Consider the following 12240-nt stretch of genomic DNA (forward strand, 5'->3'; position numbering starts at 1 on the left):
GGTAGCCGCCGCAGACGCTCAGGTCCTCCATGGCAAAGATGCCCCAGCCCACAAACACTACCACAATTGTGTAGGTGTGCTTGATCCAGCCGGGGGTCCGGGCCAGGACCGACCGGAACACGTACTTTTCCAGCACCAGCCACACGGCAAAGTAAAGGCCCCACAAAATGAAGTTCCAGCTGGCCCCGTGCCAGAAGCCGGTGCAAAACCACACGATGAAGATGTTGCGAAGCGTTTTGGCGGTGCCGCCCCGGTTGCCCCCCAGGGGGATATAGAGGTACTCCCGGAACCAGGTGGTCAGCGACATGTGCCACCGCCGCCAGAACTCCGTCACCGACGCGGCCAGATAGGGATAGTCAAAGTTCTCATTGAAGCGGAAGCCGAAGATCCTTCCCAGGCCGATGGCCATGTCCGAGTAGCCGGAGAAGTCAAAGTAGATCTGGAAGCCGAAGGCAAAGAGGCCCATCCAGCCCCCCAGCACCGTCAGCTCCCCCGCCCCCTGGGCGGCCAGACAGTCCTCCCACAGCGCGCCGATGGCGTTGGCCAGCAGCAACTTCTTGGCAAGGCCCACACAGAACCGGCGGGCGCCCAGGGCGAAGTTCTCCGAGGAGTGGACCCGGCGCACCAGATCCGCCGCCACCGTCTTGTACTGCACGATGGGCCCGGCGATGAGCTGGGGGAACATGGTGACGAAGGCGCCGAAGTCCACCATGTTCCGCTGGACCGGGGCGTCCTTGCGGTAGACGTCGATGGTGTAGCTCATGGTCTGGAAGGTATAGAAGGAAATGCCGATGGGCAGCGGCACGTTCCGCAGGGGGATCGTCAGCCCCAGCAGCTGCACGCTCTCCGGGATCTGGATGCCGGTGAGCAGGTAGAGATTGTCCGCCAGGAAGGTGCCATACTTGAAAAAGCCCAGCAGCAGCAGATTGAAGATCACCGACTGGGCCACGAACCGCCGGGCCTTTTTGTCGTTGTCCCGGTACTTCTCCACCAGGATGCCGTGGGTGTAGTCGATGAGGATGGACAAAAACATGATGGTGATATAGACCGGCTCCCCCCAGCCGTAAAAGATCAGACTCACCACCAGCAGCACGGCGTTGCGCCAGCGCAGGGGCGTGAGGAAATACGCCAGCAGCGTCAGCGGCAGATAGCCGAACAAAAACGGGAGACTGCTGAATACCAAGGCCGTCTCTCCTTTCTCTCTTCAGAATTGCGCGTCCGGCCGGACAAACTCAGCGGGACCGCCGCGGCCGTGCCGCAGCGATCCCGTCTTTTGATGCCCGCCGGGTGTCTTTCAGGCGAACAGCCCCTCAAAGGCGTCCGCGATCTCCTCCTGATGCTCCGCAGAGGCGATCATGGCAACATAGGTTCCCTCCTGGATCACCTGTCCGCGGCCCCAAGCCTCCATGGACTCCGGGTACCACGCACCGCCCGCCGCCTGGTCGTCGATGCGCTTCTGGAGGATCTCCGCAGCCTTTTCCGCGTCCTCCTCGGTCTCAGCCTCCAAAAATACCAGCTCATTGACCACAGAGGACATCTGAGGCGTCATGGCGATGAACTGCTTGGTGGGGATATCCCCAAGGCCGGGATAGTAGTTTTCCAGCAGGTCCCCCTCAATGCTGGCCATATAGTTCTCGTCCCACTGATATGTCTCCGCCAGGCCGTCGTAAAACTCCTGCAGGTCCACGGACTTGGTCTCTTCCTTGGTGCTGCCGCAGCCGGCGGTCAGCAGCAGTGCCAGCATGGCCGCCAGCACCATCATCATACGCTTTTTCATAGCATTCTCCTTATTTTGTCGTTGTTCTGAATTCAAGACGGGCCAGGCATCCAAAAGGTTCCCGCTTTTGAGACAGGTTGGACCGTTTTTTCAAAATTTATTGTCCCGGGTCTCTCAGTCTTTATACAGGAACGCTTCGGGAAATTCAACTTCAATTTGTTACTTTTCCCCTCTTTTTTTGCCGTCCCTCCCCTCTCCGGGGCACCCGCCCCGTAAATCGAATTTTTGTTCGATTTACGCTTGACAAGAACAATTGTTCGAGATACAATGCAGATAGAACAAGAGTTCGAACGAAGGAGGAATGGATGATGACTGGTTGGACGTTCTTTTTTATTTTGGTGGGGATCGTATTTGTGACCTCCCAGCTGTTCCGGGTCATCGACGCCATCGAGCGCCCTGCCCGGCGGGACAGCCATCGGGCCCGCTGACGGTGCCATGGAAGTTCTGGACAAGCTGACCATCCTGGCGGACGCCGCCAAGTACGACGCCGCCTGCACCTCCAGCGGCGGGGACCGGACCGCCAAGCGGGGCTTCCTCGGCAACACGTCCGCCTCCGTGGCCGGATGCTGTCACACCTTTTCCGCCGACGGGCGGTGCGTGACGCTTTTGAAAGTGCTGCTGACCAACCGCTGCGTCTACGACTGCAAATACTGCGTCAACCGCCGCAGCAACGACACCCCCCGGGCTGCCTTCACCCCGGAAGAGCTGGCGGACCTGACCATTCAGTTTTATCGCCGGAACTATATCGAGGGGCTCTTCCTCTCCTCCGGCGTCTACCGCAGCCCGGACTACACCACCGAGCTGATGATCCGCACCCTGCGCCTCCTGCGGGAGACCTACCGCTTCAATGGCTACATCCACGCCAAGGCCATTCCCGGCACTTCGCCGGAGCTGGTGGAACAATTGGGGATGCTGGCGGACCGGCTCAGCGTCAATATCGAACTGCCCTCCGAGGCGGGGCTCAAAACCCTGGCCCCGGACAAGACCAAGCAGGCCATCCTTGCCCCCATGCGGCAGATCCAGACTCGCAGTCAGCAGAGCAAGGAGGAGCTGGTCAAGTACCGCCACGCCCCCCGCTTCGCCCCCGCCGGCCAGAGCACCCAACTGATCGTGGGGGCCACGGCGGACTCCGACCTGCACATCCTGCGGCTGACCCAGGGACTGTACGACCGGTACCGTCTCAAACGGGTGTTCTATTCCGCCTACGTTCCCGTGGTGGAGCACGCGCTGCTGCCCGCCCGGGACGTGAAGCCTCCCCTGCTGCGGGAGCACCGGCTCTATCAGGCGGACTGGCTGCTGCGGTTTTACGGGTTCCGGGCGGAGGAGCTGCTGGACGCGGCCCATCCGGACTTTGATCCCCGGGTGGACCCCAAGTGCAGCTGGGCCCTGGCCCACCCGGACTTTTTTCCCGTGGAGGTCAATACAGCGGACTATGAAACGCTGCTGCGGGTCCCCGGCGTGGGCGTGGTCTCCGCCCGGCGCATCCTCTCCGCCCGGCGGGCAGGGCGGCTGCACATCGACGATCTGCGCAGGCTGGGCGTAGTGATGAAACGGGCCCAGTATTTTCTCACCGCCTCCGGCAAGATCGCCGAGGGCCTGCGCTTCACCCAGGACACGCTGCTGCGCAGTCTCATCGCCGCAGAGCGTCCCCTGCTGCCCCAGATGCCCATGGAGCAGCTGTCCCTGTTCGATTCGGCGGTCTGACCTGTTTCCGCGGACCGCCCCGCCCGGAGGATACCATGTCCCAGGATGTCACTTACTGTTATGACGGCAGCTTTGAGGGGTTCCTCTGCTGCATTTTTGAAAGCTACCGCAACAAAGAAGTCCCCACCGCAATCTGCTGCGATGAGGACTTTGCGCCTACGCTGTTTGCCGTCCGGGCGGTCACCACAGACCCGGATCACGCCCGGCGGGTGCTGCGGAAGCTGGCCATCTGCTCCCCGGTGTGCGCGAATCTGGTGCGCCGGGGCTTTCTCACCTGCCTGCCGGAAAAAGAACTGCACCTCTACCGGTTGGTTGCAAAGCTGCTGCAGGAGGGGCCCGGCTTTCTGCGGAACTTTTCCGACGAGACGCTCCACCCGGTGGCCAAGGCGGTGCAGCATCTCAACAGCGAGGCCCACCTTTTGAAGGGCTTCGTCCGTTTTTCCGAGCTGGGCGGCGTCCTGGGCGGGGAGATCGCTCCCAAAAACCGGGTACTGCCCCTCCTGCGGAGCCACTTCTGCGCCCGGTATCTCAATGAATCCTTCTTCCTCTACGACCGCACCCACAAGGAGGCGCTGTTCTACGCCGGCGGCCGGGCGGTGATCCGCCCGCTGGAGGCGTTTGAGATGGCGCCGCCAGATGAGACCGAGGCCAAGTACCGGCTGCTGTGGAAGCGGTTTTACGACACCATCGCCATCCGGGAGCGGGAAAATCCCCGCTGTCGGATGACCAACATGCCCAAGCGCTACTGGGGCACCATGACGGAATTTCAGGATGCGTCCTACTTTACGCCTCAAAGCTCTCCCGCAGCCGTTTCAGCCCCCGGTGTTCCAGACGGGAGATCTGTACCTGGGACACCCCCAGCACCCGGGCCGTCTGCTCCTGGGTCATACCCTTGAAGTAGCGCAGCAGGATCGTCATCCGCTCCTTTTCCGGGAGTTTGTCGATGGCCTCCCGCAGGGCGATGCGCTCCACCAGCCCCTCCTCCGGGGCCTCCGTGCCCAGCATCCCCTCCAGCGTCAGCCCGTCGGCGGTCTCCCGCTGCAGCGATTCCGGCGCGTCAGTGGCAAGCTCCACCTGGGCGATGTCCTCCGCCGTCATGCCGGTGGCCTCCGCCAGTTCGCTGAGCACCGGCTCCCGCCCCAGCTGGTGGCGCAGCCGCTCTCTTGCCGTGTAAAGCGTTTGTGCTTGCTCGCGTACACTGCGTCCCACTTTCACCGCGCCGTCATCCCGCAGAAAGCGCCGGATCTCCCCGGCGATCTTGGGTACGGCATAAGTGGAAAAGCAGGTGCCGTAGGAGAAGTCGAACCCCTGGATCGCCTTCAGAAATCCAAGACACCCCAGCTGATACAGATCCTCCGGGTCCACGCCCCGGCCGCAGTAGCGGCGCACCACACTCCAGATCAGGCCGTTGTTTTCGATCACCGCCCGCTCGCAGGCATCCCGGTCCCCCTCCTGGGCCGCCCGCAGCAGTTCCATGGCCGCGCTCATTTCCCCGATTTGACCCGAGGGGCCAGCCGCTTGCGCAGCACCACCGTGGTGCCCCGCCCCGGCACCGAGCGCACCGACAGCCGGTCCATGAAACTCTCCATGATGGTAAAGCCCATGCCACTGCGTTCCTCGCCGCCGGTGGTGAACATGGGCTGACGGGCCTGCTCCACATCCGCGATGCCCCTCCCCCGGTCCTTGACAGTGATCTCCAGCACGTTGTCCTGGCAGATGCGCCCCTTCACCACCACCCGGCCGATGGTGTCCGGATAGGCGTGGACGATGGCGTTGGTTACTGCCTCGCTGACGGCGGTCTTGATGTCCTCCAGCTCGTTGAGCGTGGGGTCCATCTGGGCGGCAAAGCAGGCCACCGCCGACCGGGCAAAGCCCTCGTTGCTGCTGCGGCTGGGAAATTCCAGCGTGAATTCATTGTTGGACGTTTTGGTTCTCATATGTAACCCCCTCCTTATCGTATGGCCACCAGCCGGCCGATCCCGGCGGCATCCAGGACCCGTTTGGCCTGGGCCGGCACATTGCACACCAGCAGGCTCCCATCCAGCAGCTGCATCCGCTGCTGGGCCCGCAGGATCAGCGCGATGCCGGAGCTGTCCATAAATGTAACGCCGGCCATGTCCAGCACCAGTTTCTTGGGCAGCGCCGCGTCGATGGCCCGCACCAGCTCCTCCAGCGCCTGCCGGGCGCCGTGGTGGTCCAGCTCACCGCTGAGCTCCAGCAGTAGGTTCCGGTCCGCGCTCTTTCCCCGTATCTCCATAATTCTTCGCCTCTTTCGTTGATGGTCCACCGGCAGCGCCGGCAGGCTTGCAAAGAAAAACACCGCAAGGTATTTCGCCTTACGGTGATGATAGCATGTCCGACTTTTGCATTCTGTCGAACTCTGCCCTCCCTGGAAAAAATCCCCCAAAAACAGGAAACGGCCGCCCTTTTGGGCGGCCGTTTTTTCCAGGGTCACTGGCAGCAGCAGAAGTTTTTGGTCTCCTCGTAATTTTCCGGCTTGCGCACGCTGTTGGGCGGGAAGAACTCGCCCACCGGGAAGGCGATGTTGCGGAACACGCCGCAGGGGTCCTCCGTGCCGGAGCCGCAGGAGCACTCCTTGTCGGGCATGCAGTAATCGTACACCGGCACCAGCAGCTGGGTGTCCCGCTCCAGGCGCACGATGGAGAACTGGCCCAGCGTCACATAGACCCGGCGGCAATCGTCGCCGCTGGAGAGCTCGCCGTTGAAGCACTGGCTCACGAAGGACGGCACCTCGCACAGGTCGCAGTCGCAATCCCGCTTGCCGCAGCAGTCCAGGATGCGGGCGTCCAGCACGATGGGGTCCACCGCCTCCACCACGGCCACGGGCAGGTTGCTCCGCTTCATCATCTGCACATCCGGCTCCCCCACCCGCATCTTGGAGGAGAAGATCTTGGCGTTGCCCTCGCTGCCGAAGAGGATGGCCCGCTTGTCAAATACGCACAGGCCCTCCACCGTCACCGGCGCCGGGCAGCTGAGATACGCCTGGAGCGTCACGTTGTAGAAAAAGCGCATATCCACGGTGTAGAAGCCCCGGTTGAAGCTCACCGGCTCCACATCCACATAGACATACAGCAGCGTGGCGGACCCGCCCTTGACGGACAGGGCCCGGTTGATCACATCCACACATTGCAGCTTCGGGTAAAAGCGCAGGTCCTCAATGCAGTCTTTATCACGGCAGGAATCGAAGATCTTCCTGGTATGAATGCAAACCGCCTCTCGGATGCCGCGGGAGTCCTCCACGGGACCGGGCACAACTTTTTCGGGCATATTGCAATACCTCCTAATAAGTAACTGGGTGAAAGCACGGGGCTTTCAGTCCAGTCTATGCGCCCGGCGCCGATGGGTGCAAAAACGCGGCACGCCGAATCGGCGTGCCGCATGCACAGTCATTCCGTATAGCTCAGTGTACTGGTGCGGGGGGACATGATGCACACATAGCTGGTCCCCTTCCCCAGCGCCAGCGGCGTGCCGTCAGTCCGGTGATAGACCAGAGGACTGTTCCGGTCCGCCTTGCTCCAGGTAATGGGTACGGTCTTGCCGCCGCAGAAGTAGGTGCCCTCGCCGCTGCCGGTCAGCTTCACCGAGAGCCGCCCCGCCGTGTCGCCGGAGATCACATAGATGGACGTCTCCAGCACCAGCAGATTGGTGACCCCCACCTGTTCCCCGGTGTTGCCGTCGGTGTAGGCCGACCCGTACTGGCTGACCAGATACCGGCCGCTCTCCGGGTCGTAGTCGAACTGGCCGGTCTTGTACTGTGAAAAGCGCAGCGTCACATGAGCTGCCGGCGCGCCGCCGGAGGGTGTGCCGTCCTCCGTGAAGAGCTGGGAGGTCTCATAGCCCGCCTCGTGCTCTGTACGAAAGTGGTCCTGATCCAGATACGCCAGGATGTTCTCCCCGGAGGTCAGCAGGCTGTGCTCATACCCGGCGTGTTTGCGCCGGTACGCGTCCCGCCAGAAGATCTTGGCGTCGGAGCCGCCGTTGACCCCGTCCATGTTGTCCACGTCCCAGGCGGAGATGTCCCGGTATGCCTCCGGGCTGCCCCCAGCGTGGACGAACAGAGCGTCATGCCCCAGCGCCAGTTCCAGGTAATAAGGCCGGGCGGAGCGGATGCTGCCCAGGTCCCCCACCCCCTCCAGCGTCTGGAACACCCCCAGCATCCGGGTGATACCGCCCTCGGCGGGGACCTCGTAGATGATGTCCGCTTGGGACACTCCCAGTTGAGGCTGGGCCGCCTTCAGGTTATTGAGCATCACCGCCACCGGGCGGTTTTGCTCGTACACCGGTTCCATGGGCATCCCGGTAAGGGGATTCGTCCCGGCGGGGACGTAGGGCTCCGGCTCCGCCGGTTCTGCCGGTTCCTCCACCGGCGCCGGGTCCGGTTCCGGCTCCTCTTCCGCCGGCTCTGCGCCGCACCCTGCCGCCGTCAGCAGCATCACCGCCGCCAAAAAGATCGCCCACAACCGTTTTTTCATCCCGTCGCCGCCTTTCTTTTCAGGTATCTTCATGATACCAGCGGCGCCGGGAGGCGTCAAGGCGGAATCCGACGGGGTTCGACGTCACATCTTCCGCCGGTAATAGAGGGTACAGCCGAACTCCACCCCGCCGACCAGCAGCAAAATCCCGAACAGAAGCACCGAGAGCCGCCGGGATGTGTCCCACGTAGCTGTCCAAATCATGCCGGCCATCAGCCCCGCCCGCAGGATCTCCAGCGTTTTGGTGCTGGCTTTTCCCCGGATGGCGGTGTTGCGCTCGTCATGGACCGTATGATCGTGCTGCCGGAGGACGGGATCGCTCTCCAGGCAGGCGCGCCAGAACAGCGTCCCCAAGGAACCAAGAAACAGGAACAGCCCCACTCCATAGATCGGGCCCCACAAAACCGTGGGTAAGAACACACCCTTTGCATACAGGGCCAGCGGAACGGCCCACAGTACTAGGCCCACTGCCGTCAGGACCCAAAGAAACGGCCTCTTCCCCTTCATTGCGCATCATCCTCCTCGTAAATGAAGATCTCCTCGATAGAAAGCCCAAAGTACCGGGCGATCTTAAACGCCAGCAAAATAGAGGGGTTGTACCGCCCGTTTTCCAGCGACCCGATGGTCTGGCGGGACACCTCCAGCGCCGCCGCCAGCTCCTCTTGTTTAATCCCCCGCGCCTTGCGCAGCTCCTCCAGCCGGTTGCGCACCGCTGCCCGCCTCCTTTCCTTTCAAATGGAAAGTTTCCTTTCCGTGGCTTCAAGCTATCACACCGGCGGCAAAATGTCAAGCGCACTTTCCATTTTTGCAGTTCCGTTCAAAAAATTGGATTTGAGTCTGTACAAACCCACAAGATGTAGGGTATAATACAGTTGATTTCAAGCAGGAGGTGTCCCACATGGCAGGTCGGGGGTTCATCCACGACAAGCTGGAGCTGAAGTTTCTGATCCTCTATATCACAGCCCGGGTCATCGAACCCATCCCCTTTGACACGGTGCTGGATCTGACGATGTGCGACGACGCCATCGACTACTTTGACTTCTCCGAGTGTCTTGCGGACCTGGTGCGGACGGAGCACCTGTCTTTGTCGGAGGACGGCCTCTATTCCATCACGGAAAAGGGGCTGCGCAACAGCCGCATCTGCGAGTCCAGCCTGGCCTATTCCGTCCGGCTGCGGTGCGACAAGAATCTGGCCAAGTGCAACCGTAAGCTCCGCCGCAAGAGCCAGGTGCGGGCTTCCACGGAAAAGCGGGAAAACGGTACGTACACGGTAAATCTCGCTCTGGACGACGATATGGGCAGCGTCATGGAGCTGAAGCTGGCCATTCCCCGGGAGGACATGGCCAAGATGCTGACGGAGCGGTTCCAGAAAAGTCCGGAGCGGCTCTACAGCGAGATCATGCGGGTTCTGATGTCCTCGGAACCTCCGGAGGACGCGGAGCGGTAATCTCCCCCATTTTGAAAACGGGAGGGTTGCGGGATGCTGATATGGTTGGTATTCTCCATCGGCAGCGCCATGGTGGGCTGCGGGCTGCGCTATGTGCTGCGGGGCCGCCGGTTCGCCTGGGTGCTGACACTGGGCTGTCTCGTGATGACGTTTTTCTTCTGGCACCGCTATCTGACCCAGTCCCCGGGCAGTCACGGCGCCTTTCTCCGGGTCCTGATGTCCACCTTTTTGACCATGGGTGCCTTGGGCATCGAGATCGCGGACCGGATCGGATGACGCTGCTTGACAGCAGCGGATCTTCTCTCAAAACAGCAAAAGACCGGCGGGAGTTTCCCGCCGGTCTCTTTTTGTTTATTCCTTCCTGGTCACAGCCAGGATGCAGATGATTGCTCCCAGCGCTGGGCACAGCACCCCCAGGAGCTCCAGCCCGCCGCCGCCAAAAAGGGCGCTGGCCAGCAGGCAGCTGATCCCCAGCAGTATCCATGCTATGCCGAAGAGCATCCACTTGATTGCCTTCAATCGCTCTCTCCTTTCCGGTCACTTCACCACCACATTTTCCGGCCCCAGGGTCTCCTTGGCCTCCTCCACCAGTGCCCGGTGGAGCAGCGCGTGGGTGCCGTAGACCTTCCGGGTGTCCGCCATCACCATCTTCACCGGCGTGGTGCCCGGAAACATGGCAAAGACCAGCTTCATGTGCCGCACCGACGGGTGGTCCAGGCTGGGGAATTTCAGGTACAGCACCTGCCCCTCCAGCAGCTTGCCGCCATCCTGCTTGGGAGGCGGCGCGGCGCCGGCGTCGCTTGCCAGGGGATACACGGAGTCGCACAGAATCTGGGGTGCCTTCTCATCCCGGACGGACAGCCGCCCCTGCACCACCACCGCCTGATTCTCCTTGAGATAGGCCCCGCAGGCGTCCAGCACCCGGGCAAAGCACAAAAGCTCCATGGAGGCGGTGTCGTCCTCCACCGTCACATAAGCCATGAGAGAGTTGTTTTTGGTGGTCTTGGTCTTGCTGGCGGTCACCACGCCGCAGATGGTGATCCGCTGGTCGTCGGCAAACCGGACCGGCCCACCCTCCTGGGCAAAGTCCTCCAGGATGGAGCCGATGGTGGGCGCCCCCAGTCGGGCCACCGCGTCCCGGTACTGATCCATGGGGTGGCCGGAGAGGTAGAGTCCTGTGGTGGCCTTCTCCATGAGCATCAGTTCCTGGGGGGTGAACTCGTCAATATCCGGCAAGGGAATTTCCTTCACATCATTCTTGTCAGAAGTGCCGGCGGCCATGGAGAAGAAGTCCATCTGCCCGTCCAGGTTCTGGCGGTGGCTGTCCGCCACCGCGTCCATGACGGACTCATAGACGTGTATCAGCTGAGACCGCTTGGCTCCCAGGGAGTCAAACGCGCCGCTGCGGATCAGGTTCTCTACCGCCCGCTTGTTGATGTCGCTGCCCATCATGCGGTCGCAGAAATCGTAGAGGGACGTGAAAGGTGCCTGCTCCCGCTGGCGCATCACCGCCTGGATGAAGCCCCGGCCGATGTTCTTGATGGCCACGAGGCCGAAGCGGATTCCCCCCTCCTCCACGGTGAAGCGGTCGGCGGAGCGGTTGATGTCCGGCGGCAGCAGGGCGATGCCGCAGTCCTTGCACTCGTTGATGTACCCCGCCACCTTGTCGGAGTTGTCCAGCACGGAGGTCAAAAGCGCCGCCATGTACTCCTTGGTGAAGTGGTACTTGAAATAGGCCGTCTGGTAGGCCACCACCGCATAGGAGACGGCGTGGGCCTTGTTGAAGGCGTAGTTGGCAAAGTCGTAGATCTCGTCGTAGATGGCCTCCGCCGTTTCCGCCGGAATCCCGTTTGCCACACAGCCTGTAATGTTCCTTTCCTTGTCACCATGGATAAAGGCGTCCCGCTCCCGGGCGATGTCCTTGGCCTTCTTTTTGCTCATGGCCCGGCGGACCATGTCGGCCTGGCCCAGGGAGTAGCCCGCCAGCTGCTGGAAGATCTGCATCACCTGCTCCTGGTAGACGATGCATCCATAGGTGATGGAAAGAATGGGCTCCAGCGCCGGGTGCTTGTAGGTGACGAGCTTGGGGTTGTGCTTGCAGGCGATGAACCGGGGAATGGACTCCATGGGGCCGGGGCGGTAGAGGGCCACGATGGCGGTCAGGTCCTCGATGGACTGGGGCTTGAGCCCCACGCACACGCCGGTCATACCCGCCGACTCCATCTGGAACACGCCGCTGGTCTTGCCGGCCGTCAGCATGTCGAACACCGCCTGGTCGTCCTCCGGGATGTCCTCCAGCCGGAAATCCGGGTGGTCCTTCTGGACCATCTTCACCGCGTCGTCCAGCACCGTCAGGTTCCGAAGGCCCAGAAAGTCCATCTTTAAAAGGCCCAGTTCCTCCAAGGTGGTCATGATGTACTGGCAGACCACGGCGTCGTCGTTTTTCGCCAGGGGCACGTACTCATACACCGGCCGCTTCGTGATGACCACTCCGGCGGCGTGGGTGGAGGCGTGGCGGGGCATGCCCTCCAGGGCCTTGGCGGTGTCGATGAGCTTTTTCACCTGGGGGTCCGTCTCGTACAGCTCCCGCAGCGGCTTGCTCAGCCGCAGGGCATCGTCCAGCGTGATATGCAGCGCCCCAGGGCCGCCGGGGACCTGCTTTGCGATCTGGTCCACCTCGGCGTAGGGGATGTTCATCACCCGGCCCACGTCCCGGATGACGCCCCGGGCGGCCATGGTGCCGAAGGTGACGATCTGGGCCACGTGGTCGTCGCCGTACTTGCGGCGGACATAGTCAACCCCTTCCACCCGGGGGGTGT

General features: G+C 62.2%; 15 protein-coding genes. 4 read left to right on the forward strand and 11 right to left on the reverse strand.

Translation table 11 applies throughout. The annotated features are described in order from the left end of the window. Together QZL67_RS05085 and QZL67_RS05090 are read right to left on the reverse strand one after the other, a co-directional pair. The coding region (locus QZL67_RS05085) for an MBOAT family O-acyltransferase (protein WP_292919901.1) at nt 1-1183 on the reverse strand (1183 nt) is incomplete at its 3' end. Nucleotides 1184-1294: 111 nt separating this feature from the next. Beyond that, nucleotides 1295-1777, reverse strand: coding sequence for a DUF4358 domain-containing protein (locus tag QZL67_RS05090; RefSeq protein ID WP_022289673.1), 483 nt, complete (start codon nt 1775-1777; stop codon nt 1295-1297). 435 nt (nt 1778-2212) lie between these two features. Here QZL67_RS05090 and QZL67_RS05095 point away from each other — a divergent pair, with 435 nt between their 5' ends. Then, a complete protein-coding gene (locus QZL67_RS05095) occupies nt 2213-3481 on the forward strand; it encodes a putative DNA modification/repair radical SAM protein (protein WP_022289675.1) in 1269 nt (422 codons plus the stop codon). Between the two features lie 35 nt (nt 3482-3516). Then, entirely contained in the window at nt 3517-4377 is an 861-nt protein-coding gene (locus QZL67_RS05100) for a TIGR03915 family putative DNA repair protein (RefSeq protein ID WP_022289676.1), read from the forward strand. On the opposite strand, the gene QZL67_RS05105 is transcribed toward QZL67_RS05100, so the two are convergent. The 7 genes from QZL67_RS05105 to QZL67_RS05135 all read right to left on the reverse strand — a co-directional run bounded on the left by QZL67_RS05105 (nt 4265) and on the right by QZL67_RS05135 (nt 8684). After that, nucleotides 4265-4957, reverse strand: a complete 693-nt coding sequence (locus QZL67_RS05105) for a sigma-70 family RNA polymerase sigma factor (RefSeq protein ID WP_373887779.1) — start codon at nt 4955-4957, stop codon at nt 4265-4267. The two genes, QZL67_RS05100 and QZL67_RS05105, sit on opposite strands and share 113 nt — an antisense overlap. An 8-nt stretch (nt 4958-4965) precedes the next feature. Beyond that, nucleotides 4966-5418: an anti-sigma F factor gene (gene spoIIAB / locus QZL67_RS05110; RefSeq protein WP_022289678.1), complete on the reverse strand. Its 453-nt coding sequence runs from the start codon at nt 5416-5418 to the stop codon at nt 4966-4968. Nucleotides 5419-5432: 14 nt separating this feature from the next. After that, the gene (locus QZL67_RS05115) at nt 5433-5738 is read right to left on the reverse strand and encodes an STAS domain-containing protein (RefSeq protein ID WP_022289679.1); all 306 of its coding nucleotides are present in this window, start codon (nt 5736-5738) and stop codon (nt 5433-5435) included. Nucleotides 5739-5932: 194 nt separating this feature from the next. Further along, entirely contained in the window at nt 5933-6769 is an 837-nt protein-coding gene (locus tag QZL67_RS05120) for a hypothetical protein (RefSeq protein WP_022289680.1), read from the reverse strand. Between the two features lie 119 nt (nt 6770-6888). Further along, on the reverse strand, nt 6889-7974 hold the full coding sequence (locus tag QZL67_RS05125) for a DUF3048 domain-containing protein (RefSeq protein WP_022289681.1): 1086 nt from the start codon (nt 7972-7974) through the stop codon (nt 6889-6891). An 84-nt stretch (nt 7975-8058) separates the two neighbouring features. Continuing rightward, nucleotides 8059-8481: a DUF2178 domain-containing protein gene (locus tag QZL67_RS05130; RefSeq protein ID WP_022289682.1), complete on the reverse strand. Its 423-nt coding sequence runs from the start codon at nt 8479-8481 to the stop codon at nt 8059-8061. Next, the gene (locus QZL67_RS05135; protein ID WP_022289683.1) at nt 8478-8684 is read right to left on the reverse strand and encodes a helix-turn-helix transcriptional regulator; all 207 of its coding nucleotides are present in this window, start codon (nt 8682-8684) and stop codon (nt 8478-8480) included. Before QZL67_RS05135 ends, QZL67_RS05130 begins: the two co-directional genes overlap by 4 nt. Before the next feature lie 188 nt (nt 8685-8872). Between QZL67_RS05135 and QZL67_RS05140 the strand changes: the two genes are divergently transcribed. Both QZL67_RS05140 and QZL67_RS05145 read left to right on the forward strand, forming a co-directional pair. Next, on the forward strand, nt 8873-9421 hold the full coding sequence (locus QZL67_RS05140; protein ID WP_022289684.1) for a DUF4364 family protein: 549 nt from the start codon (nt 8873-8875) through the stop codon (nt 9419-9421). Between the two features lie 33 nt (nt 9422-9454). Beyond that, nucleotides 9455-9697, forward strand: coding sequence for a hypothetical protein (locus QZL67_RS05145; RefSeq protein ID WP_022289685.1), 243 nt, complete (start codon nt 9455-9457; stop codon nt 9695-9697). A gap of 75 nt (nt 9698-9772) precedes the next feature. Here QZL67_RS05145 and QZL67_RS05150 read toward each other — a convergent pair whose 3' ends face one another. Both QZL67_RS05150 and dnaE read right to left on the reverse strand, forming a co-directional pair. After that, nucleotides 9773-9940: a hypothetical protein gene (locus QZL67_RS05150; RefSeq protein ID WP_022289686.1), complete on the reverse strand. Its 168-nt coding sequence runs from the start codon at nt 9938-9940 to the stop codon at nt 9773-9775. An 18-nt stretch (nt 9941-9958) separates the two neighbouring features. Next, the coding region (dnaE, locus tag QZL67_RS05155) for a DNA polymerase III subunit alpha (protein WP_292919903.1) at nt 9959-12240 on the reverse strand (2282 nt) is incomplete at its 5' end.

Source organism: Oscillibacter sp. CAG:155 (genome assembly GCA_000436875.1).
Classification (GTDB): domain Bacteria; phylum Bacillota; class Clostridia; order Oscillospirales; family Oscillospiraceae; genus Oscillibacter.